General features: G+C 44.9%; 19 protein-coding genes and 1 rRNA gene (1 of these 20 cut by a window edge). 16 read left to right on the forward strand and 4 right to left on the reverse strand.

Annotated features, from left to right (window positions below):
• The first annotated feature begins 109 nt into the window (after nucleotides 1-109).
• The 5 genes from LGO15_RS05590 to LGO15_RS05610 all read left to right on the forward strand — a co-directional run bounded on the left by LGO15_RS05590 (nucleotide 110) and on the right by LGO15_RS05610 (nucleotide 5,800).
• Nucleotides 110-1,123 carry an ABC transporter ATP-binding protein gene (locus LGO15_RS05590; RefSeq protein ID WP_226087045.1) on the forward strand — a complete coding sequence of 338 codons (1,014 nt, stop codon included), beginning with the start codon at nucleotides 110-112 and terminating at the stop codon, nucleotides 1,121-1,123.
• A complete protein-coding gene (locus LGO15_RS05595; RefSeq protein WP_167834542.1) occupies nucleotides 1,098-2,066 on the forward strand; it encodes an ABC transporter ATP-binding protein in 969 nt (322 codons plus the stop codon). Before LGO15_RS05590 ends, LGO15_RS05595 begins: the two co-directional genes overlap by 26 nt.
• A 119-nt stretch (nucleotides 2,067-2,185) precedes the next feature.
• Nucleotides 2,186-3,787, forward strand: coding sequence for an ABC transporter substrate-binding protein (locus LGO15_RS05600; protein ID WP_226087046.1), 1,602 nt, complete (start codon nucleotides 2,186-2,188; stop codon nucleotides 3,785-3,787).
• Nucleotides 3,788-3,877: 90 nt separating this feature from the next.
• Nucleotides 3,878-4,882: an ABC transporter permease gene (locus LGO15_RS05605; protein WP_226087047.1), complete on the forward strand. Its 1,005-nt coding sequence runs from the start codon at nucleotides 3,878-3,880 to the stop codon at nucleotides 4,880-4,882.
• 18 nt (nucleotides 4,883-4,900) lie between these two features.
• Entirely contained in the window at nucleotides 4,901-5,800 is a 900-nt protein-coding gene (locus LGO15_RS05610; protein ID WP_226087048.1) for an ABC transporter permease, read from the forward strand.
• A 46-nt stretch (nucleotides 5,801-5,846) separates the two neighbouring features.
• On the opposite strand, the gene LGO15_RS05615 is transcribed toward LGO15_RS05610, so the two are convergent.
• The 3 genes from LGO15_RS05615 to LGO15_RS05625 form a co-directional block, all read right to left on the reverse strand.
• Complete coding sequence (locus LGO15_RS05615) at nucleotides 5,847-6,929, reverse strand: FUSC family protein (protein ID WP_167834538.1); 1,083 nt, start codon at nucleotides 6,927-6,929, stop codon at nucleotides 5,847-5,849.
• Between the two features lie 545 nt (nucleotides 6,930-7,474).
• The gene (locus LGO15_RS05620; protein WP_226087049.1) at nucleotides 7,475-11,944 is read right to left on the reverse strand and encodes a glutamate synthase-related protein; all 4,470 of its coding nucleotides are present in this window, start codon (nucleotides 11,942-11,944) and stop codon (nucleotides 7,475-7,477) included.
• A gap of 341 nt (nucleotides 11,945-12,285) precedes the next feature.
• Nucleotides 12,286-13,581 carry a glutamate-1-semialdehyde 2,1-aminomutase gene (locus tag LGO15_RS05625; RefSeq protein WP_226087050.1) on the reverse strand — a complete coding sequence of 432 codons (1,296 nt, stop codon included), beginning with the start codon at nucleotides 13,579-13,581 and terminating at the stop codon, nucleotides 12,286-12,288.
• 397 nt (nucleotides 13,582-13,978) lie between these two features.
• Between LGO15_RS05625 and LGO15_RS05630 the strand changes: the two genes are divergently transcribed.
• From LGO15_RS05630 to perR, 9 genes are all read left to right on the forward strand, one after another.
• Complete coding sequence (locus LGO15_RS05630; RefSeq protein WP_226087051.1) at nucleotides 13,979-14,992, forward strand: ABC transporter ATP-binding protein; 1,014 nt, start codon at nucleotides 13,979-13,981, stop codon at nucleotides 14,990-14,992.
• Nucleotides 14,985-15,776, forward strand: coding sequence for an ABC transporter permease (locus LGO15_RS05635; protein ID WP_226087052.1), 792 nt, complete (start codon nucleotides 14,985-14,987; stop codon nucleotides 15,774-15,776). Before LGO15_RS05630 ends, LGO15_RS05635 begins: the two co-directional genes overlap by 8 nt.
• Before the next feature lie 3 nt (nucleotides 15,777-15,779).
• Entirely contained in the window at nucleotides 15,780-16,565 is a 786-nt protein-coding gene (locus tag LGO15_RS05640; RefSeq protein ID WP_226087053.1) for an ABC transporter permease, read from the forward strand.
• Between the two features lie 453 nt (nucleotides 16,566-17,018).
• Complete coding sequence (locus LGO15_RS05645; protein WP_167834532.1) at nucleotides 17,019-17,426, forward strand: potassium channel family protein; 408 nt, start codon at nucleotides 17,019-17,021, stop codon at nucleotides 17,424-17,426.
• A gap of 77 nt (nucleotides 17,427-17,503) precedes the next feature.
• Nucleotides 17,504-17,971: a thioredoxin-dependent thiol peroxidase gene (bcp, locus tag LGO15_RS05650; RefSeq protein ID WP_167834531.1), complete on the forward strand. Its 468-nt coding sequence runs from the start codon at nucleotides 17,504-17,506 to the stop codon at nucleotides 17,969-17,971.
• A 128-nt stretch (nucleotides 17,972-18,099) separates the two neighbouring features.
• Nucleotides 18,100-18,966 carry a TetR/AcrR family transcriptional regulator gene (locus LGO15_RS05655; protein ID WP_226087054.1) on the forward strand — a complete coding sequence of 289 codons (867 nt, stop codon included), beginning with the start codon at nucleotides 18,100-18,102 and terminating at the stop codon, nucleotides 18,964-18,966.
• 255 nt (nucleotides 18,967-19,221) lie between these two features.
• Entirely contained in the window at nucleotides 19,222-20,118 is an 897-nt protein-coding gene (locus tag LGO15_RS05660; protein ID WP_318999825.1) for a D-2-hydroxyacid dehydrogenase, read from the forward strand.
• A 3-nt stretch (nucleotides 20,119-20,121) separates the two neighbouring features.
• Nucleotides 20,122-20,673 (forward strand): cob(I)yrinic acid a,c-diamide adenosyltransferase, encoded by a 552-nt coding sequence (locus LGO15_RS05665; protein WP_167834528.1) that lies wholly within the window; start codon nucleotides 20,122-20,124, stop codon nucleotides 20,671-20,673.
• 120 nt (nucleotides 20,674-20,793) lie between these two features.
• On the forward strand, nucleotides 20,794-21,237 hold the full coding sequence (perR, locus tag LGO15_RS05670) for a peroxide-responsive transcriptional repressor PerR (protein WP_209438095.1): 444 nt from the start codon (nucleotides 20,794-20,796) through the stop codon (nucleotides 21,235-21,237).
• 85 nt (nucleotides 21,238-21,322) lie between these two features.
• Here perR and LGO15_RS05675 read toward each other — a convergent pair whose 3' ends face one another.
• On the reverse strand, nucleotides 21,323-21,673 hold the full coding sequence (locus LGO15_RS05675) for a YgzB family protein (protein ID WP_167834527.1): 351 nt from the start codon (nucleotides 21,671-21,673) through the stop codon (nucleotides 21,323-21,325).
• A 156-nt stretch (nucleotides 21,674-21,829) separates the two neighbouring features.
• On the opposite strand from LGO15_RS05675, the gene LGO15_RS05680 reads away from it, so the two are divergent.
• Together LGO15_RS05680 and LGO15_RS05685 are read left to right on the forward strand one after the other, a co-directional pair.
• On the forward strand, nucleotides 21,830-22,705 hold the full coding sequence (locus tag LGO15_RS05680) for a nucleotidyltransferase-like protein (RefSeq protein WP_167834526.1): 876 nt from the start codon (nucleotides 21,830-21,832) through the stop codon (nucleotides 22,703-22,705).
• 321 nt (nucleotides 22,706-23,026) lie between these two features.
• Nucleotides 23,027-24,330, forward strand: a 16S ribosomal RNA gene (locus LGO15_RS05685); it runs 246 nt beyond the window's last position.

A 24,330-nucleotide genomic window follows, 5' to 3' on the forward strand; every position in this document is an offset into this window, starting at 1 on the left:
ATTTAGAAAAATCAGTGGACTATCTTGGTCTATTTAATATAAAATGTTTTACACAGACATAAGATTTTTATTCAACAATAATATTTCGGTAATAGAAAGGAGTAGTAAAGTGGTACATGCTCCGGTTTTGGATGTGAAGAATTTAAAGACATCATTTATCACAAAAGACGGTGAGATTCCAGCAGTCGATGATGTCAGCTTTTCGGTTAACAAAGGAGAAATCCTAGGAATCGTCGGAGAATCAGGAAGCGGGAAGAGCGTAACTTCCTTATCCATAATGAAGCTGATTCCCCAGCCTCCGGGAAAAATTGCTGGAGGGGATATCCTCCTTAATGGGGAAAATCTTGTTCACGCTTCTGAAAGAAGAATGCGCGAAATCCGAGGCAATGATGTCGCGATGATTTTCCAGGAACCGATGACTTCGTTGAATCCACTATTCACAATTGGTGAACAGCTCGTTGAGGCGTTGAAAATACATAAGAAGCTCGGCAAAAAGGCAGCCTATCAGCAGGCTGTGGAGATGCTTAAACTAGTTGGACTTCCAAGAGCAGAACAAATCATCAAGGAATATCCTCATCAGCTTTCAGGAGGAATGAGGCAGAGGGTCATGATTGCCATGGCACTCAGCTGCCACCCTCGAGTGCTCATTGCTGATGAACCGACTACGGCGCTTGATGTTACCATCCAGGCGCAAATTCTGGCCTTGATGAAAGATCTGAACGAAAAGCTTGATACGGCGATTATCATGATTACTCATGACCTCGGTGTTGTCGCAGAGGTCTGCCAGCGTGTCGTTGTTATGTATGCCGGGAAAATTGTGGAGGAAGGGCTTGTTGGGGATATTTTTAAAAATCCAAAGCATCCTTACACTCTCGGCTTGCTCAAATCGATTCCGGATATAAGGGATAAGCAGGAGCGGCTATACTCCATTCCTGGTAATGTTCCGAAGCCAGGGTCTATCAAGGTGGGTTGCAGGTTTGCGGCAAGATGCGAATTTGTGATCGACAGATGCCTGAGCGAAGATCCTGAACTCTATGAAACTGGCAGTCCTGGCCATACTGTTCGCTGCCTGCTGCATGAGAAGGAGGGAGTAGCCAATGCCCGAAGTACTGTTAAAAGTTGATGGATTAAAAAAATATTTTCCGATTACCGGGGGGGTCCTTGGCAAGCAAACTGGAAGTGTCAAAGCTGTTGATGATATCAGCTTCTGGGTGAATAAAGGGGAAACACTGGGTCTTGTTGGCGAGTCAGGATGCGGGAAATCCACTACCGGCAGAATGCTGATGCGCCTGATCGATCCAACAGAGGGGCAAGTAGTTTTTGAAGGAAGAGATCTTGTGACTCTATCCGACAACGATATGCGCAAGGCCCGGAAAGATATGCAAATGGTCTTCCAGGATCCATTTGCTTCACTGAATCCAAGGCATACAGTTGAGAAAATCCTCGAGGAACCTTTGATCGTCCATGGAATAGGGACGAAGAAAGAACGCAAGCAAATGGTCAAGGAAATGCTCGAAGTAGTAGGTCTCAGCAGCTATCATGCTAAGAGGTATCCGCACCAATTCAGCGGCGGACAGCGCCAGCGAATTGGAATTGCCCGGGCGTTGATGACGAGGCCGAAGTTGATCATAGCTGACGAACCTGTGTCCGCGCTCGATGTTTCGATACAATCACAAGTACTGAATCTGCTGGAGGACTTGCAAGCGGAATTCCAGTTGACTTATATTTTCATAGCCCACGATCTTGGAGTTGTCCGGCATATCAGTGACAGGGTGGGGGTCATGTATTTAGGCAGACTCGTAGAGATCACGGAAGCGGATAAGCTGTACGATAACCCACTTCATCCGTACACGAAAGCCTTGCTTTCAGCCGTACCAATCCCCGATCCTGATGTGAAAAGGGAACAGGTGCTCCTGACAGGGGATCTTCCAAGCCCGGCGAATCCGCCACAGGGATGTGCATTCCATACAAGATGCAAAGAATGCATGGAAATTTGCAAGACTGATAGACCTGTATTGAAAGAAATTGAACCTGGTCACTTTGCTGCCTGCCATCTATATTCCTGATTATCTGGAATAGACTTTAAATCCATAAAATCTGGAATGAACGCAGGGAAAAAAGCATAGATGATAGATATTATGGACTGGATATATAAAACCAGTCCGAAAAAACAAGGGGGAAGAATATGAAAAGGCGTTTTGGATTAATGTTTTTTGCTTTTATCCTCATCATTAGCCTAGGGCTAGCCGGCTGCAATAATGACTCCGGCGGGACGAAAACAGGGGGTGAGTCTGGTTCAGATGGTGAATCATCATCAGGAGGGACTCTTGTATTTGGGCGAGGTGGCGATTCAACATCGCTTGACCCTGCGGTGACAACTGAAGGTGAAGCTTTCAAAGTAACTAAGAACATCTACGAAACTCTTATTGAGTTCGGCGAGCAGGATACTGAGATTCACCCAGGTCTTGCAGAAAGCTGGGAAGAGTCCGAAGATGGTTTGAAGCATACGCTTAAACTTCGTAAAGGTGTCAAATTCCATGACGGCACTGATTTCAACGCTGAAGCTGTAGTATTCAACTTCGAGCGCTGGAAGGCCGGCAATAAAGAACAATTCTATTACTATAACTCACAATTTGGTGACGTAATCAAGGAAGTTAAGGCAGTAGATGAGCATACAGTTGAATTCACATTGAACCGTATTCTTGCTCCATTCTACAAAAACCTTGCAATGTCTCCATTTGGTATCGCAAGCCCTGCTGCAATCGAAAAGCACGGAGATAAATTCATTGAAAACCCAGTAGGTACTGGACCATTCAAGTTCAAGGAATGGAAGCGTAACGACAGGGTAACTCTTGTGAAAAACGAAGATTATTGGGAGGAAGGGCTTCCGAAGCTTGATGAAGTCATTTTCCGAGTGATCCCTGAAAACTCTGCGCGTTTGAATGCTTTGAATACTGGTGAAGTAGATATTATCGATGGAGTGAATTTCAGTGATGTCGAGTCAATTGAAAACAATGCTGACCTCCAAACATTCTATCGTCCTTCATTGAATGTTGCTTACCTTGGATTGAACAATGAACGCGGGCCAATGAAAGACAAAAAGGTTCGCCAGGCATTGAACTATGCGGTCAATAAGCAAGCGCTCATCGATGCTTTCTATGCTGGTGCTGCTGAGCCTGCGAAAAACCCAATGCCGAAATCTGTAGCTGGCTACAATGATGATGTGGAAGCTTATGAATATGATCCAGAGAAGGCAATGGAACTTCTTAAGGAAGCTGGATATGAAGATGGTTTTGAAATGGAACTATGGGCAATGCCAGTTGCAAGACCTTATATGCCAGACGGAAAGAAAGTTGCTGAAGCACTTCAGAAAGACTTTGCTGAGGTTGGCGTAAAAGCAAAGATTGTTTCTTATGAGTGGGCAACATACCTAGAAAAAGCACGTATGGGTGAAGCAGATACATTCTTGCTTGGCTGGACTGGTGACAATGGTGATGCTGATAACTTCCTGTATGTCCTTTTAGATCAGGATAACATCGACAGCAATAACTACGCACGCTACGCTAACCAGGAAGTACATGACCTCTTCATCAAGGCTCAGTCTACAAATGACCAGGCTGAACGTGAAAAACTGTATAAAGAAGCTCAATTGTTAATTAAGGAAGATGCTCCTTGGATTCCGCTTGTCCACTCTGAACCTGCACTTGCAGGAAGAGCAGACGTTACTGGATTCAAGGCACATCCAACAGGATCTGACTTGCTTGCAACGGTTGAATTCAAAAAATAATGCATCAGGAAAAGGGAGAACATATGCATTCTCCCTTTTCTTTTGAAAAGAAAAATAGTTTTATATTTCAACAAGAATAGAGGTGGGAAGGTGTTTGCCTATTCTGTCAGAAGGATTTTTTCACTGATTCCTGTACTATTGGGTCTTTCACTTATTGTATTTTTTATGATCAGAGCAATCCCTGGTGATCCCGCCCAAGTTATTCTCGGGCAGCTGGCGACTAAGGAAGCAATTGCAGATTTAACAAGAGAGCTGGGGCTTGACCAGCCATGGTATATACAATATTTTACCTATCTTGGAGGGCTGCTGACGGGTGATTTAGGAGAGTCCCTAAGGACAAAGTCAGCGATCAGCAGTGAAATCTGGCCATATCTTGCAGCAACAATGGAATTGTCATTTGTTGCAATGTTAATAGCGATTATCATAGGAGTAAATGCAGGAATCGTCAGTGCATGGTTCCAAAATTCCTGGTTTGATTACGGGGCAATGATCTTTGCGCTTATCGGTGTATCAATGCCAATTTTTTGGCTGGGTTTGATGGAACAGTGGATGTTCGCCATCAATCTGGATATCCTGCCGACTTCCGGGCGTGAAGAAGTGCGGAATCCAGTCGATGCAATCACGAACTTTTATATCATTGATACCCTGATTCAGGGGCGTACTGACCAGTTTGTCGAGGTCCTGAAGCATCTGGTGCTGCCGGCAATGGCGCTGGCGACAATTCCGATGGCCATCATTGCGAGGATTACTCGTTCCACGATGCTCGAGGTGATGAGGTCTGATTTTATCAGGACGGCAAGGGCTAAGGGTTTGAGCATGTTCTGGGTTGTTTATAAGCACTCCCTTAAAAATGCGATCATCCCTGTGTTGACTATCATAGGCTTACAGACGGGACTTCTGCTTGGCGGAGCTATCCTGACTGAGACAATTTTCAGTTGGCCGGGAATTGGGCGATATATCTACGAGGCGATCAATTATCGTGATTATCCGGTTATCCAGTCCGGAATACTCGTCATTGCCTTGATCTTTGTAATGATCAACCTAGTAGTTGACTTATTGTACGCAGCAATTGATCCTCGGATCAAATACCGTTGATGGAAGGGGAGAGAGCAGATGGAGATTTCAACTCAAAAACAAATACAGCCGCCAACCGTGCAGGTAGAGGAAAAAGTGGCGTCTCCCTGGGCAGAAGCATGGTATAGTTTCAAGAAAAATAAATTGGCTCTGGTAGGAACAATCATCGTTTTATTCTTTGTAGTGCTTGCGATCTTCGCTCCTTTAATTGCGCCAGAAGGGATCAATGATCAGAAAATGGAGGTTCGTCTTCAAGCTCCTTCAGCTGACCACTGGTTTGGCACAGATGATTTTGGACGGGATATCTTATCCAGAGTTATATATGGAGCCAGGATTTCCTTATGGGTAGGGACCTTTGCGGTAATGGGTTCAATCGTTGTCGGCTGTCTGTTGGGAATTCTTGCTGGTTACTATGGCAGATGGGTCGATACAATCATTTCAAGGATATTTGATATTATGCTTGCTTTTCCAAGTATTCTTCTGGCCATAGCAATTGTTGCCGTTTTGGGACCTTCGCTGCGAAATGCGTTGATTGCGATTGCCATCATCAATATTCCAAACTTCGGAAGACTGATCCGTTCAAGGGTGCTTAGCGTAAAAGAAGAGGAATACATCATGGCTGCCAAGGCTGTCGGAATGAAGGACAGCAGGATTTTGTTCCAGCACATCCTTCCTAACAGTATGGCTCCAATCATCGTCCAGGGCACACTGGCGATTGCCACGGCAATCATTGAAGCTGCCGCTCTTGGATTCCTCGGCCTTGGTGCTGAGGCGCCGAATCCCGAATGGGGAAAGATGCTTGCTGACGCTAAGCAGTTCATGATCCAGGCACCATGGACAATGATTTTCCCAGGCCTGGCAATCATGCTGACCGTACTCGGATTCAACCTGATGGGCGATGGCTTGAGGGACGCATTGGATCCTAGAATGAAAAGTTAGTAGAACTATATGTAATTAGAAAAAGCAGCTGATAAACCAGCTGCTTTTAAATTTCCGTATTTTGATCGATCGTTACATTGCTATCATCTTTGTGATAGGAATGGAAGCTTGTGACGAGCGTATCTAGGTGCTCTACATGCTCGCCGTATTCCATGATGATCGACACGAGCTGCATGACATGATAAAGCATTTGCCTGTTTGTTTGAGCCAGCTCATCTCTCTGAGCTAAAAATAATTCAAACAGCTGTTCCTTGTTCAGGCAAACCTCACCCTCAATATAGGATGCTTCAGGCCTGACTTTACCGGCGTACTTAAGCATCACCTGCTCATGGTGGTTGATCAGGCAATCCAGCTGATGCTGGATGACTTCCTGGAATTCTACAGGAAGATGATTGAATTCATTTTCATAGCGGTGAAGCCTTTTTAGCGTTTCTAGCGATTTTTTTACCGTGGTGATCATCTGCCTGTAAACGACAAGTTTTCGTGATTTAGCAAGAGGGTTATTTTTAAAATAATCACGTTCTTCCTTATACATCATATATAATTGGTCCAGCTTGATTATACCCTCGCGCAGTTTCTCGATATCTGCCTTCAGGAGCTGGTGCTCGGAGGCATGACGAGTGCTCAGCCTGATCCACTTCGTAATTTCCTCTGATAAAATAGAACTCTTGTAATACAGCTTATTTTCATATTTGGGCGGCAGGAACACAAGATTAACAATGAAGGCCGATACAACCCCTAGCATGATGGTCGAGAAGCGGATCAGCGCAAATTGGATGAAGTCATCACCAGGTGTCTCCATGATCGCAATCAATGTGACAAGAGAAAGCGAAATGGTGTTTTCCAGTTTTAGCTTAAGGTTCAAAGTAATAACGAGTACCGCGGCAAGTCCGATGATGAATATGGTGTTGCCGAACGCCATTACGAATAAGACAGCGGTAGCGGCTCCAATTAGATTGCCCTGGATATGTTCAATAATGGATTGATAAGAGCGGTATACAGTTGGCTGCAGGGCAAAAATCGCAGCAATCCCAGCGAAAACCGGTGATGGAAGATCGAAAATATGCGATAAAAATAAAGCAAGTGTGATGGCAATTCCCGTTTTCAGTATGCGGGCACCAAGTTTCATGTGAAGTGAATTCCTTTCATTCAGAGACAGAGAATCTCATTCATTAATTTATACTTTAAACCATTTTGTTCAAAACTAAACAATTATGTACTATACAACGGAAAGCCAATAAGTTCAAGCGGCAATTTTGCGAAAAATAAGCCGGTTTATAATGTAAGTGGTTTCAATGTCTATCAGAGTGGAATCTTCTGATATAGCTTATTTAAGAAATAATGAAGGATATTCTTGTAAAAGAGGAAATACACTAAAAAATTATCAATTGAACTAGGCTGTTGATTTTCGTTCCAGGCGCTTCGCTTTCCGCGGGGCTGGCGATGAGCCTCCTCGACGCCGTTGGCGCCTGCGGGGTCTCATCTGTCCAGCTTATCCCGCAGGAGTCTACGCGCCTTCCACTACAATCAACAGGTGTTCTATATAAATATTCAAGTATTAACCTAATACAACCTGAAAATCCATTGAATATTACTCTGAGTAACACAATTAGGAAACAAATCATCCATGACTAAACAAATGGCTCCGTCAAGTGACGGAGCCATTTTCATTAATCATTCAGTTGATACTGCTGGGTCTGCTTGCTCTTTGACAGGAACGACCTGGATGAAGTGGTCTTCCGGATGTTCCAGCAGAAGCGCGAGGTCAGCTGCTTCGCTTGCCTGGTCATGGTTTTTGACCATTTCAATGTAGTTGGCCAGTAATTCTTTTACATCTTTAATACCTTTATCTGATAGCGTCTCGATGGATACCTTGGCACCCTTGGCGATACGGCGGTTGATGGCTTCTTTTGTGAGTCCCATCTCTGGCTGGTGTCTCAGATAAACGACACCGCCTGTCATTCCTGCACAAATCCATGGTCCGGGATCGCCGAGAACGAGTCCTCGACCGTTTGTCATGTATTCAAAAGCAAAGCCTTTGATATTAGCGTTCGTTCCAATATTTCCGAATTCTTTTTCAGGAATAGGCTTTTTCACCTGTCCGCCGATGACCATATCGGCTCCTGACAGACGGATTCCCGCACGAGCGTCGGCATCGCCCTGTGCTACGAGCAAACCTTTCTGCGCGCCGTAGCCAAATCCTTTGCCGACAGAGCCGTTGTAGAAACCGCCGTCCTTGCCAGGCGATTTTGCGATTAAGATTGCTCCGCCGAATGAAGTCTTGCCGACTCCGTCCTGTCCGCCGCCATCAATTTCAATATTGATGCCGTCTGTGTTGTAAGCTCCAAGTCCGTTTCCGAGGATCGAGCCTTTGTAACGGAGCGAGACTGGCTGCAGCTTTCTGTATGATCCATCCAGGCGTCCGCGGACACGGTGGCATGAAACCCTGCTGGCAAGCACACGCTGCTCGGCAGTAACGGCCTGGAATTCACGTGACTGATGAAGCTCCTCATCAACAGCATCAAGGTACTCAGCGCCTGCAGCGACCTGGAGCTGGGCTGATGCCATGGCAGCCGCGGCTTCTTTTTGATGCGTGATTTGGCCAATCTCAAGTGGCTTCAATAAATAAGTCAAATCAAGCAGGTCTTTTCCTTTGATCTGTTCCAGCAATTCGGAACGGCCGACTGCTTCCTGCAGATTCTTGATGCCAGCAGAAGCGGCTAGTGACTTAAGTTCATTGCCAAAAGCAGTGAACAAATTCATGATGCCCTGGACGGCAAGGTCGAACTGGCGCGGTACGAAACGGCGCAATCCATGTTCCTTTGCCTGAGCTTCAGAATCGATTTGTGTCGCGATGCCGACATGGCAAGTGTCTAGGTGGCAGCCGCGGCATGTTGTACAGCCGATGGCAAGCATCGACAGCGTACCGAAACCTACGCGGTTTGCACCAAGAAGCATATATTTAATGACATCCTGCGCACTCTTAACGCCACCATCAGCCCAGAGCTCGACATTGTCACGCAAACCTGCTTCAAGCAGGGCATTATGTGCAGCTTTAATGCCGATTTCAGCAGGGAGCCCAACATATTGAAGAGCGTGGATACGGGCAGCACCCGTACCGCCATCGAATCCACTCAATGTGATGATGTCCGCACCAGCTTTTGCGATACCAACTGCAATCGTACCGATATTCGGAACGACAGGAACCTTAACGGCAACCCGTGCCTGGTCATTGGCAGTCTTGAGCTCATGGATCATTTGCGCAAGGTCTTCAATCGAATAGATGTCATGGTTATTGGAAGGTGAGATCAAATCTGAACCTATTGTCGCATTCCTTGCTTCTGCGATTTTAGCCGTAACCTTCGAGCCAGGGAGGTGTCCACCTTCACCAGGCTTCGCGCCCTGACCAATCTTTATTTCCAGTAGGTTGGAGGAGTTCAGCAATTCAGCATTCACGCCGAAACGTCCTGAAGCAACCTGCTGGCCGCGGGTGCGCGGGTACTTTCCAAGCATATCTTTTATTTCGCCGCCCTCGCCGTTCATGCTGACCATGTTCAAGCGGTCGGCACCTTCTGCGTAAGCGCGGAAAGCAATTTCATTTTGTGAACCAAATGACATCGATGCAATGACGAATGGCAGGCTGTGGTCACCGACACCAAGCTCAACTTCCTCTGGGGTGACACCTGCCTCATTCTTTTTCAAACCAGTCAAATGACGGATTGTTGTAGGGTTGCTGTCTTCCTGTTCGGTGATTTTTTCACGGTATACGCTGTAATCTCCAGTAGAAGCAACCTCGCCAATCGCCTTCCAGATACGAGGGAAGAGGTGGAATGTCTTGCCGATTCGCTCTTTCTCATTCTGGAAATCTTCTGCTCTTTTCAATGCATCTTCTTTCATTGATTCGAAATTGTATGCAAGCTCTTTGGAACCAAAGAAGTTTACGATCACTAAATAATCTGATACTTCATCATTCAAGCCGATTGACGAGAATAGACGTCCGTATCCGCGCAATTCATGGATACCAATGGTAGAAATGACTTTTTCAAGACCTTTCGTCAACGCACTATATAGGTTGACGAGCGGCTTGACGGAATCATCGAGCACGGTCATGAACATATAGTACGGGCTGACTGCGTCTGAGCCGAGTCCAAGTGCGACGATAATGTCATGCAGCGATCTTAAAGATGCAGATCGTAACAGAAGTGAGCAGTCCCGGCGCAAGCCTTCTTTAACAAGTGCCTGGTCGATTGCCGAAACAACAAGATGCGGATCCAGCCAAAGAGCATTTTCCTGGTGGGCGATTGCATCGTCAAGGACAAGCAATGTCTTGCCCTCCTTAACAGCATCAATTGCCTCAGCGGCAAGTCTTTCAAGCGCTTCTTTCACACTTTCATCCTTGCGGAAAACCGTTTCCAGATAGGCTGCGAGTTTATCATCCTGATAGCATTGGATAACCTGGTCCATGCTTGGCTGGCCAGTTTCCTGTGAGACCTCGTAGCCTGCTTTTCCTTCAAAAAGAAGAGGTGTGAGCAATTCTACGATTTTTCCCGTTTCCGATTTGCCGAAAAGGGAAGGGCGTTTCCCGAGTACAGTCCGGGTTGAGAAATGTTCAGCTTCACGATCTCGGTCAATTGCCGGATTCGTTACGACAGCAACGCTTTCTTTAATGAAATCAGCGATGTTCTTACGTTCGGGATTCATGGCAGCAAGGGGGGCATCATGCCCTAGCGAGCGGATTGGTTCGGCTCCTTTTTCAGCCATTTGCTCCACCAATTGGACATGGTCACGCTCCCAGCCGAATGCTTTATATTGTCCGTTATGGATCTTATCCGGATATGTCATGGTGATCGTTTTGCTAAGTTTCGTACCCTCAAGACGATGGCGCGCTTCCTGGAAAGCAAGACGTTCCGAGAAACGCTTGAAAACTTCACCCTGGAATTGCTCCATTTCAAACACTTCGATTGTGTCGCCATTCCATTTCAGGCCGACCTTTTCACCTGGTGCGAGGGGTTTCGGGTCACCCGTGTAGTCAGATGAAGGGATAATTCCCGGTTCTGATGAAAACAGGTAAGAGCTTTCGGTATCAACCATCCAGAGCGGGCGCAGGCCGAGTGCGTCGACACTGAAAACAGCTTCATCTCCAAAGCGTGAAATGATGCCGGCCGGTCCCTGGGCAAAATGGCCCCATGCTTCGCGTATATAAGTATATAAATCTTGCAAATGTTCCGGATACGCTTTGATTTCATTGATGATTGGCGGAAACATCATGTCCATTGCCTCAAATAATGAATAACCGTCACGACAAATAAACGTTTCAAGTGTGCGGCTAAGATCCTGTGAGTCACTGCCGTCTTTCACGAGCGGAACATTGACCATGCGAGCTTCATCACGAAGTCTGGCAATTGTATTGATTTCACCATTATGGCCAAGGACGCTGAACGGCTGGACACGGAAAAAGCTTGATAGAGTATTAGTTGAATAGCGGTTATGTCCAAGTGTCATTGTCGATGCTACGAGCGGGCTTGCCAGATCATGATAATACTTAGGAAGAATATCACCAGCGCCCATAACCTTATAAACAGCATGGTATTGGCTAAGGGAAGCCACATGCACCTGTTCGTTTTTCTCGAAATCTACGATCATATTAAACAATTTGCTGGAAAGATCCTGACCGGCTTCGTTTGAAAGGCATGCAAACTGCCAGAATACAGGATTCTCCTGAATCGCAATCGGGCCGAGCGCTCCGGAGTCAGTGACATCGGTCGATGAAAAAATCAGCTCCATATTCTGTTCTGCAAGCTTTGCCTCAAGATTTTCCTGAATCGTTTTTGCCTGCTCGGTCCTTGTGATAAAAACATGTCCGACCACAAAGTGCTCTTTATCGACGGCATTAACATCTGCACCCGCAGCTGAAAGCTTTTCCTTCCAGAGAGCGCGTGGAATGTCGATGTGCACTCCAACACCGTCGCCCTCGCCATTGATAAAGCCAGCGCGGTGGTTCATCGTGACCAGGCCGTTGATACAGTGGAAAATATTCTCGCGGGTAGGGGTTTTCTTTTTTTCAATGCTGGCAACAATACCGCACGCATCGTGTTCGAATCTTGAAAATTCTCTAAATTGGGAAGGGTTCCATTGTGTTGTCATAAAAATCGGCTTATAAAGGGTCTTTTAAGCCGTTTCACCTCCTGAAAAAATAATCTATGATCTGTTGTTTGATAGCTTGGTACATGAGGGTGTAACTCTAAGACGGGAATTTAAAGCAGGGATTTTAAGCGGCCACTTGAATGGCAAATTTTAAAATATTAATTGCAATCATATCATAAGAATTTTCAGAAATCAATTAATTATACATTAATTTGGATGGAGGATTGTTACAGAAGTGAAGGTGGGAATAAAATACACCTTGAAATGTAAACGGTTTCATTTAGGGTAAAAAAAATAACAGGCACCGAGTTGGCACCTGTTATGTATAAAAAACTGTATATTTATTCATTGGCCATTGAATAAAATGCCTGATCAACTGCGTGCAGGGTTGCTTCGATATCTTCCTGGGAGTGGGCGATGGTCACGAACCAAGCTTCATATTTTGAAGGTGCGAGGTTGATTCCTTGCTCAAGCATCAGATTGAAGAACCGTGCGAACATTTCACCATCAGTGTTCTCTGCCTGCTCATAATTCTCGATTTTTTCGGTTGTAAAGTATATGGTCAATGCACCTTTCAGGCGATTAATCGTAATAAGAATACCGTGCTTCCTTGCTGAAGCTGTGATTCCTTCCTCAAGCATCGCGCCGAGCTGATCAAGATACTCATAGACACCATCCTGTTTAAGGACCTCGAGGCAAGCGATGCCGGAAAGAATGGAAGCAGGGTTTCCAGCCATCGTTCCAGCCTGATAAGCAGGCCCAAGTGGTGCTACCTTTTCCATGACTTCAGCTCGTCCGCCGTAAGCACCGATTGGCAGGCCGCCGCCAATGATTTTGCCCATAGCCGTCAAATCTGGAGTGATACCCAGCATGTCCTGAGCCCCGCCATACATAAAGCGGAAAGCAGTGATGACTTCATCAAAAATGATCAACGAACCAGCCTGATGGGTAAGCTCCTTCACTTCTTCTAAAAAGCCGGGTTTAGGCTCGACGATTCCAAAGTTGCCGACAATCGGTTCCACAAGTACTGCCGCGATTTGGTCGCCCCATTTTTCAAGAGCTTGCTTAAAAGGTTCAATATCATTGAATGGTACGGTGATGACTTCTTGGGCGATGCTTTTTGGGACACCCGCTGAGTCTGGAGTTCCAAGAGTAGATGGTCCAGAGCCCGCCGCAACTAGTACCAGATCAGAATGGCCATGATAACAGCCCGCGAATTTGATGATTTTATCCCGCCCTGTATAGGCACGTGCCACACGAATCGTCGTCATCACTGCCTCTGTCCCGGAGTTGACAAAGCGCACCTTATCCATAGCTGGCATTGCTTCCTTGAGCATTTTTGCGAATTTCACCTCATGCGGTGTTGGTGTTCCGTAAAGGACGCCAGTCTCAGCGGCCTTTTTAATCGCTTCAGTTATATGCGGGTGGGCATGACCAGTAATGATTGGGCCATATGCGGCTAAATAATCGATATATTGATTGCCGTCCACATCCCAGAAGTAGGCGCCCTGGGCACGCTCCATCACGATAGGGGCTCCGCCGCCGACCGCCTTGTAGGAACGGGATGGACTATTGACACCGCCTACGATATGTTCAAGAGCTTCAGTATGTATTCGCTCAGAATTCGTTCTTTGCATCGTAAAACCTCCTATATGTAACTGCTTTTCTATTTTAACATTATTTCTATTTTTTACAGATTGTTTCACTTTTCGTTCATTTCCAGCGAAAAAGAAGCTTTGTCTGAATTAACAATCCCTTGGTCATTCAACATTCTTTCTTTTTGTGGTTAAACTATCCACAACCAAGAAAACGGTAATCTGGCATACAAACTATTCACGCCAAGCAAAAGGAAATCAGAAATACAAACTATCCACGACATTCAAAAGGAAATCAGACATATAAACTATCCACAACATTCAAAAGTAAATCAGACATACAAACTATCCACGATGATGTAAAAGGAATCAGGCATAGCATTTGTTTTACCCAGGAGGATTGGCTAAACTGTTTGAGTGACCAAAGGAGGAAATACATATGAACGCCATTGAAGTGAATGGGCTTCGGAAGGAATTCAAGGCATATTCAAGCCGTTCCGGACTATCGGGAGCCTTTCGTGATCTTTTTACACGCAATTATAAAATCGTTCCAGCAGTGAACGATATCAACTTTACTGTCAAACAGGGAGAGATGGTCGGTTATATCGGGGAAAATGGAGCGGGTAAGTCGACAACCATTAAAATGCTGACCGGGATCCTGACCCCGACTTCAGGGAGTGTCATTGTCAATGGCATGAATCCCCACAAGGAAAGGGAAAGATTCGTCCAGACGATAGGTGTCGTATTCGGCCAGCGTTCCCAGCTCTGGTGGGACATTGCTGTCCAGGAATCCTTCCGTCTATTGAAAAAGGTTTATAAAGTTTCAGACGCTCAGTATAACGAGCATATGGATCATGTCATCAGAACGCTGGACCTTGAACCGTTGCTCGATAAGCCGGTGAGGAAGCTCTCCCTGGGGCAAAGGATGCGGTGTGAGCTTGCGGCCGCGCTCATCCATAATCCACCGCTCCTGTTCCTTGACGAGCCGACGATTGGTTTGGACGTGCTCGTTAAATTGAAAATCAGGGAGTTCTTAAAAGAAATCAATGAAAAGTACAATACGACAATCTTGCTTACGACCCATGACCTGACTGATATCGAAGCATTATGCGAGCGAGTGGTTATGCTTGATGAAGGAAATATCATCTATGATGGCGCGCTGAAAAGCCTGAAGGAAAAATGGGGAGAAGGAAAGGAAATCAGTTTTGAATTCCTTGAAAGAGCCGAACTCAGTCGGCTTGAGATGTTGACGGGTGACCTTGATATCAAATGGGAGCTGGATGAAAGAAAACAGATTTATACTGCGTTGACAGGGGATGATGAGGAAATAGTATCCCAGGTGATTGCCCGGACAGTTGCTGCCTATAAGGTAAGGGATGTCAAAATCAACGAGCCGTCCACAGAAGAAATCATCCGCAACATTTATGATAAAGGGATGATGCAGCATGGATAAATATATCGAAATGATCCGCATCCGTTTTTTGATGATGTTGGCATACAGGACCAATTACTACACAGGGATCTTGATATACAGCATCAATATCGGGGCCTACTACTTTCTCTGGAATGCGATTTACGGCGGGAAAAGTGAGATCGAAGGCTTGAGTGCCATCCAAATGACGACATATGTGGCGGTTGCCTGGATGGCGAGAGCATTTTATTTTAACAATATCGACCGGGAAATGGCGACGGAAATCAAGGAAGGCAAGGTAGCTGTTGAATTGATCAGGCCATACAGCTATCTCGGGATGAAAACGATGCAGGGGCTTGGTGAAGGAATCTTCAGGCTGTTCTTTTTCTCGGTGCCAGGCATGGTCATCGTCGCCCTGATATTTCCGATGGAGTTTTCGGCGGATGCCGCGACCTGGGGGTTGTTCACGATTTCGATTGTGCTTAGCTTTTTCATCAATACACAACTGAACCTGCTTACGGGAATTACCACTTTCTTTCTATATAATAATACAGGCCTAATCAGAGCCAAGCGCGTCCTAATTGATTTGTTTTCGGGATTGCTTTTGCCGATCAGCTTTTTTCCAGGCTGGGCTCAGGAAGTTATGGGATTCCTACCGTTCCAGGGAATCAGCTATATCCCAAGCATGATTTTTACAAATGGATTCACAGGGAGCCAGGTAGTTGAAGGGCTTCTGCTCCAGTCTGCCTGGGTGTTGATCTTGTTGATCCCGATCCGGGTCCTTTGGGTCATCGCTAAAAAACAACTGATTATACAGGGAGGGTGACGAATGTTTTACATCAGCATGTTTTTTCAATATGTCGCCCAGTATATGAAAACGAGGCTCGAATACCGGGCGGATTTGATTGTTGAAATTTTCTCGGATTTATTGTTCCAGGCTGTCAATTTGATTTTTATCCTGATCGTCTTTGACCATACCGAATTCCTCAATGGCTGGAGCCGTGATGAAATCATCTTTATTTACGGATTTTTCCTTGTGCCGTATGCGCTCTTTTCATCATTCTTCAATATCTGGGATTTCAATGAAAGGTATATCGTAAAAGGGGAGCTGGACAGGATCCTGACAAGGCCGATCCATAGCCTTTTTCAGATTATTCTCGAACGGATGGAGCTGGAATCATTGTTCGGAGCAGTGACCGGGCTGGCCGTCATGTTTTATGCAGGCAGCCGTCTCGGGCTTGAGGTAAGCTGGTCAGATCCTTTCTTGTTTGTTTTGTTCGTTTTGGGCGGTGTTCTTGTATACGCCGGCATATTCGTGATGATCGCCTGCATCAGCTTCTGGGCGGATGCGCGGACCTCAATCATGCCGATGATGTACAATATCGGCAACTACGGACGCTATCCAGTAGATATTTATAACAAGGCAATCCGGTTTGTGCTGACCTGGATCTTGCCATTCGCTTTCGTCGGAGTATACCCGGCAGCATACTTCCTCGGCCGCGATGAGTGGTACGGTTACTCGTTTTTAACACCAGTGATCGGCATCGCCTTTTTCAGTCTGTCTGTGTTCATTTGGAATGAAGGCGTTAAAAGATACCGGGGAGCCGGAAATTAAATATAAATGGCCGCAGCGATAAACATGCTGTGGTCTTTTTTGTGCTGGTTCAGACAGGCTTATCTAAAGGAGACAGGGTGACTTAAGACAGCTTTGGGGTGATTTTAAGAAAAGCTGTCAAAAGAATAGCCAACTTCAGACAGGTTTGGAGGCAAAAGCAGAAAAGCTGTGAAAAGAAGAGGCAACTTCGGACAGGTTTGGAGGGAGAAACAGAAAAGCTGTCAAAAGAAAGAGCAACTTAAGACAGGTTTGAGAGAGAAATAAGAAAAGCTGTCCAAAGAAAGAGCAACTTCAGACAAGTTTGAAGGGAAACGCAGAAAAGCTATCAAAAGAAGAGGCGACTCAGACGGGCATCAACTTTCTAGCTCATATCCCGCTATATGGACTTGCTTGCATACTCGTGAATTCACCAGCGTATAGTGAAGGGAGAGAAGCAGGAAATGAGGCTTGGATATGCAATTTTACATTTCGATTATATTGATTATTTTAGCGATACTTCTAAGTCTAAGGACATTATTCATTCCGCATAAGATTAAAGGCAAACAGGTATCTTTTGAAAACTTCGTCACGCTTGCGCTGATTTATGCTACAGTGATGGCGGGCTTTGGACTATTGTATTATTTGCTAGATTTGAAAGGGATCTGGGTGTTGTCAGACGTGAGCATGCGCCCGAGCACGTCCTCGTATGAAAGGATGTCCACAAGCCTTTACTTCAGTGCCATTACGCTATTTTCTGTTGGGTATGGCGATATCGCGCCGGTCGGAATAGGGCGAGCAATCGCGGTGTTGGAAGCGCTAATTGGCTACACGATTCCCGCTGCATTTGTGACGAGGGCGATGTTTGACCAAAAGCGATCATAATACACGTCTTTGATTTGTATTCTAACCTAAAATTAGATAGGCTATTGATAAGAGATCTGATTTTGGAGGGATACATAATGACACTGGCAATAGGTGAAAGAGCACCGGCATTTGAACTGCCGGCCAGCAATGGAGAAACGGTTAAGCTTTCTGATTTTACAGGTAAAAATGTGGTCCTTTATTTTTACCCTAAGGACATGACTCCTGGCTGCACAACGGAAGCTTGTGACTTCAGGGATCATCATGAGAGTTTCGAAGGATTGAACGCAGTAGTCCTTGGAGTGAGCCCTGACCCAATCAACCGCCATGAAAAATTCATTGAGAAGCACGGTTTGCCGTTCCTGTTACTGGCTGATGAAGAACACAAGACTGCCGAGGATTACGGAGTTTGGAAGCTGAAAAAGAACTTTGGCAAGGAATACATGGGAATTGAACGGTCAACCTTTATCATTGATAAGGATGGCAATCTTGCAAAAGAATGGCGTAAAGTGAAAGTGAAAGGCCATGTTGAAGAGGCCCTTGCGTATATAAAAGAAAACCTTTAAGCACAGGACAGCCGTTAGTGGCTGTCTTTTTACTGATTTCGCTATATCTATAAGCTATAATAGGATAAGATAATAAAACTATGACCAGTCAGTCATTTTTATTTTAAACAGTTGGGGAGGCTTTAAGGGTGAAGGAAAAAGAAAAAGCAATCATTGAAGCTGCGATCAAGTTATATGCGACTAAAGGATTTGCATCCACCTCAATCCAGGAAATCGTTACTGAAAGCGGAATCTCCAAGGGAGCATTCTATTTATACTTTAAATCAAAGGATGCTTTGTTGATCGCAATCCTTGAATATTACTTTGACTATATCGAAAAGAAGCTTGAAGCGTATGAGAAAGAACAGCTGCCTCCTAGAGAAAAATTCGCATTTCAGCTGACTGCGTTATTCACGACGATGCTTGAACATAAAGAATTCATTATCATGCAATCAAGAGAACAGGCAATTCCGCTGAATGAAGAGGTAAAGGAATTGATGATTCGCAAGTATTATGAAGCGCAAATGTATTATCAAAACAGTCTGCGTGCCATTTATGGAAAGAAAGCTGAACCGCACCTCTGGGATTTGGCTCTCATGCTAGAGGGATTTTTTAATTCATATATGAAGCTGTTGCTTTTCAATCCGGATGGCTTCAAGATCGAGGAACTAGTGGGATATATACTGAGAAGGGTCGATTCGCTGGTGGATGGTCTCGAGGGAGAAAATCCAGTCGCCTCTGAAGAAAAAGTGAAAGAATTGATCAATAAAACAAAAGCGTTTTTCAAGGCGGATGCTCAGGATATAAAATCGATTATTAAAAAGATGAAGCATGAAATCTCCAATCTTGATCATAATCAAGACTTATTCGTTTCGCTGGATGTGCTGGAGAGTGAGGCAGAAAGGGAATCACCGCGGATTCCAGTTATCCAGGGAATGTTATCGAACTTTAAGGGGGAACCATCGCTGGATGCATACAGAGAGGCAATCGCAAAGTTTTATCATGTAAAAGAATGATGGGCCGCCTATTTTTATCAATACAGGCTTCTGTCCATTCATTTTAGCGATAACTGAATATCATTGTATTAGGGCATACCTCCTCAAACGACTTAGCGGGCTATAACAGCCCGCCTTTTTTTATGTTATAAAGTCTTGTAAGTTGTTTAAAAGAGTGAAAATTAATACAATTATTAATATGACTATAGAACGAAAGGTTTGGTTTGAATGAATATATACTCCTCTATTCTGCCTCCGAAGACTTTGCAGGAGGATGTGAAAAAGGAATTTCAGCAAATAAAGTTTGAATTCCATAAAGGAATCAAGGAAGAATTATTTTTGAATGCGGAAATTTTCCTTACTTATGGAGAGGATTTAACTGAAAAACTTATATACAAGGCTGATAAGTTGAAGTGGATCATGGTCATGTCGGCAGGACTGGATAGAATGCCGTTCGAAGCCTGCAAGAAACGGGGGATTCTCGTTACCAACGTCAGGGGAATCCATAAAATACCGATGGCTGAATTTACAATCGGCATGATGCTGCAGCATGTTAAGCAAATGAGGTCTCTTTGGGCTAATGAGCAGACTAAGGCATGGGAGCGTAAATTGCCGATGGGAGAATTATACGGCAAGACATTGCTCATTCTAGGTATAGGAGCAATTGGAGGAGAAGTGGCTAGACTGGCAAAGGCCTTTAATATGAAAACAATTGGTGTGAATCGCAGTGGCCGTGATTCTGATTGGGCTGACGAAATTCTTACGATGCAGAACTATCAAGCTGCCCTGCCACAGGCGGATTTCATTGTTTCGGTATTGCCTAGCACAAATGAAACAAAGCATCTCCTCGACGGCAGTGATTTTGACTTAATGAAGGATACTGCAGTATTTATCAATATCGGCCGTGGAGATTTGGTAAGAGATGAGGTTTTGCTGGAAGCACTTCAGGAAAAAAAGATAGCACATGCCTATTTTGATGTATTTTATGTGGAACCTTTGGATGAAAGCCACCCATTCTGGTTGATGGAAAATGTGACAGTAACGCCGCATATATCAAGCCTTACGAAAAACTATCTGCCAAGATCTTTTGAAATTTTTAAACATAATCTGCATACATATATAAAAAAAGGTTCGGATTATCTTAATGTTATTGACATGGATAGGGGGTACTAGGAGATGAAGATTTATACGAAGACGGGTGATAAAGGAACGACGTCGCTCATTTATGGAGCGAGAGTAGCCAAGAATGACAAGCGAGTAGAGGCGTATGGCACATGTGATGAGACGAATTCAATGATCGGTCTTGCTCTAAGTTATTTAAATGGAGAGTATTTCAGCGGCAAAGAAGATATGCAGGAGATATTCCATAAAATCCAGACAGCATTATTCCATGTCGGTGCAGAACTTGCTACCCCATCTGGAAAAGACGTGAAGTGGACTCTTGAGGAAAAGAATATCAAAGAATTAGAGGAAAAGATCGATGCCTGGGATGCGGCTCTTCCGCAATTGACCAACTTCATCCTCCCGGGTGGACATCAGGCAGGAGCTACTCTGCATGTAGCAAGGACAGTCGCGAGAAGGGCTGAACGCCTGGCTGTTGAATTGGGCGAGGAAGTCAACCCGCTTGTCCTTTCATATTTGAATCGACTGTCTGACTTCCTGTTTGTCGCAGCAAGGTATGTGAATATGCATCTAGGTTCAAAGGAGCAGACATTGCATCAAGATTAATCCGATGCTGTATTTGTAGATGTTTATGATGTGGCAATATTGACAAAAGTGGAATGGAATTAGTACACTATTTATAAATATTATAAAATAAGAATTATAATCTAAAGTAAAGTGAGGTGCATGGCGGTGGTACAGAGTCAGTTAAAAGAAGCCCTGGATACTTTGAAAGATACAGGAGTCCGTATTACTCCGCAACGTCATGCGATACTCGAATTTTTAATAAACTCCATGTCGCACCCAACAGCTGATGAAATATATAAAGCGCTTGAAGGGAAGTTCCCAAATATGAGCGTAGCGACAGTTTATAACAATTTGAGAGTATTCCGTGAAGTTGGATTGGTCAAGGAACTGACCTATGGAGATGCTTCAAGTCGTTTTGATTTTGTGACTTCCCACCATTATCACGTTATTTGTGACCAATGCGGGAAGATCGTTGACTTCCATTACCCAGGCCTTGATGAGGTGGAACACCTGGCTTCCCATGTAACGGGTTTTAAGGTCGGCAACCATAGAATGGAGATCTACGGTACTTGTCCGGATTGTTCTGCAAAGGAAGTTCATTAAACCAACTGCTGATGGCAAGAGCTATCAGTTTCTTTTTTTTGAATCAGAGCAGGCAATATAAAAAGAACTCGGCCTCGGCCGAGTTCTATTTTTTTTGTTTTCGGTTGTATTCTTCGTTAAACTCCTTGCCCTCAAGTGATGGATCAAGTGTTAACGGTTCATTGCAATACATGCAAATATCCACACGACCGAGCATTTTGGTCTGTTTGCCACAGTTAGGACAGACAACCTGGACTGTTTTAGTCGATAACATACCAATCCAAAAGTAAACAACTGTGCTAGCGATGATGAATAGCAATCCAAGGATCATGAAAATGGTCATGACCAATGGGGAACTGCGAAAGAAAATACCTCCATACATAACGATGAAGCCTATGAAGATTAAGCTCAGCGCAAAGGTGCGGATTTTATTTATTTTATTCGAATACTTTGCCATTGGAATTTCCCTCCCTAAAATCTAACTATATCATATCATTTGCGGCAAGATATCATAAAAAGTCTAAACGAATGTCGAAAATTGTCTAGAGAAAATGCAGGAGATTTTATATAATTGTCGAACATATATGCTAACAAACAAATGGAGGAGTTTATTATGGAGGATATCCTTCGTTCGATTTATCAAGAACGTGCAAGCCATCCTAATACAGTAGGAGTAGTGGTGGTCGAGAAGAGGCAAAAAGCCATCGCCGCAACCGATACTTTTGATGTCATCTTGCTTATTATAGTAAAAGAAAATAATGATCCTGTCTTTGTAAAGCATTATTCTTATGAAGATAAAAAAGCAGCAATGCATATTGTAACGGAGAAGCAAATCAATGATTGGCTTCTGATCGGCAATAACAAAAAAATATTTGACTGGCTCTACAATGGCAAGATTGTTTTTGACAGGAATGAACGGATTGCCAACCTAAAGCACGAGCTCAGGGAGTTTCCTTTCTTCGGCCGGAAAATTAAAATGGGAATTGAATTTGCTAAATTGATCAGACGATATTCTGATGGGAAAGTACTCTTTGACAACTTTAATTATCTGGATGCTTATAATCATGTTGTCCATTCACTTCATCATTTGGCAAGATTAGCGGTCATTGAAAACGGGTTCCATCCGGAAATCACAGTATGGCACCAGGTTAAACAGATTGAACCGGAGATCTATAAGTTATATGAAGAACTGATTTGCAGTGAAGAGTCCATAGAAAAGCGGTTGGAGCTATTATTCCTGGCCAGTGAATTCTTGATCCATAAAAGGACGAAGGTAGGAAGCCAGCATCTGCTTGAATCGATGGAGAGTAAAGAGCACTGGTCATTCAATGAATTGATGACACATCCAGAGTTGGCCCCATACTCTGTAGATCTTGGTATTCTTGTGGAGTATTTGATTGAAAAGAAAGTTCTTGATGTAGTCAAGGTCGAAACAAAAGGACAAGGGATATTCCATAGATATTATAGAGTCACAGAAAAATTATCTTAAAAAAATAAAGAAACCCTATTGACCATTTAAAAAATACTTGGTATATTAATAACCGTCGCTGCGGAACACAGCAAAAACACTTTCGCGGCAGACGGTTGAAAACTTAAAAGTGTTTTACTGCCGATAACATTTTTCGAAAAAAGATGTTGACAAGAAAAACACCGGATGTTATATTAGTAAAGTCGCTTCTGGGCGACACGCTAACTAACTTGCTCTTTGAAAACTAAACAAACAAGCGTCAACAAACAATAAATTATCATGACTTCTATTATAGAAGAACATGAGCCAACGTTTTAACTTTATGAGCTAACTCATAACTCTTTCTTGGAGAGTTTGATCCTGGCTCAGGACGAACGCTGGCGGCGTGCCTAATACATGCAAGTCGAGCGGATCTTCATTAGCTTGCTTTTGAAGATCAGCGGCGGACGGGTGAGTAACACGTGGGCAACCTGCCTGTAAGACTGGGATAACTTCGGGAAACCGGAGCTAATACCGGATAATCCTTTCCCTCACATGAGGGAAAGCTGAAAGACGGTTTCGGCTGTCACTTACAGATGGGCCCGCGGCGCATTAGCTAGTTGGTGAGGTAACGGCTCACCAAGGCAACGATGCGTAGCCGACCTGAGAGGGTGATCGGCCACACTGGGACTGAGACACGGCCCAGACTCCTACGGGAGGCAGCAGTAGGGAATCTTCCGCAATGGACGAAAGTCTGACGGAGCAACGCCGCGTGAGCGATGAAGGCCTTCGGGTCGTAAAGCTCTGTTGTCAGGGAAGAACAAGTACCGGAGTAACTGCCGGTACCTTGACGGTACCTGACCAGAAAGCCACGGCTAACTACGTGCCAGCAGCCGCGGTAATACGTAGGTGGCAAGCGTTGTCCGGAATTATTGGGCGTAAAGCGCGCGCAGGCGGTTCCTTAAGTCTGATGTGAAAGCCCCCGGCTCAACCGGGGAGGGTCATTGGAAACTGGGGAACTTGAGTGCAGAAGAGGAGAGCGGAATTCCACGTGTAGCGGTGAAATGCGTAGAGATGTGGAGGAACACCAGTGGCGAAGGCGGCTCTCTGGTCTGTAACTGACGCTGAGGCGCGAAAGCGTGGGGAGCGAACAGGATTAGATACCCTGGTAGTCCACGCCGTAAACGATGAGTGCTAAGTGTTAGAGGGTTTCCGCCCTTTAGTGCTGCAGCAAACGCATTAAGCACTCCGCCTGGGGAGTACGGCCGCAAGGCTGAAACTCAAAGGAATTGACGGGGGCCCGCACAAGCGGTGGAGCATGTGGTTTAATTCGAAGCAACGCGAAGAACCTTACCAGGTCTTGACATCCTCTGACAACCCTAGAGATAGGGCGTTCCCCTTCGGGGGACAGAGTGACAGGTGGTGCATGGTTGTCGTCAGCTCGTGTCGTGAGATGTTGGGTTAAGTCCCGCAACGAGCGCAACCCTTGATCTTAGTTGCCAGCATTCAGTTGGGCACTCTAAGGTGACTGCCGGTGACAAACCGGAGGAAGGTGGGGATGACGTCAAATCATCATGCCCCTTATGACCTGGGCTACACACGTGCTACAATGGATGGAACAAAGGGCTGCAAAACCGCGAGGTCGAGCCAATCCCATAAATCCATTC

The organism is Mesobacillus sp. S13, assembly GCF_020422885.1.
GTDB lineage: Bacteria > Bacillota > Bacilli > Bacillales > Cytobacillaceae > Mesobacillus > Mesobacillus selenatarsenatis_A.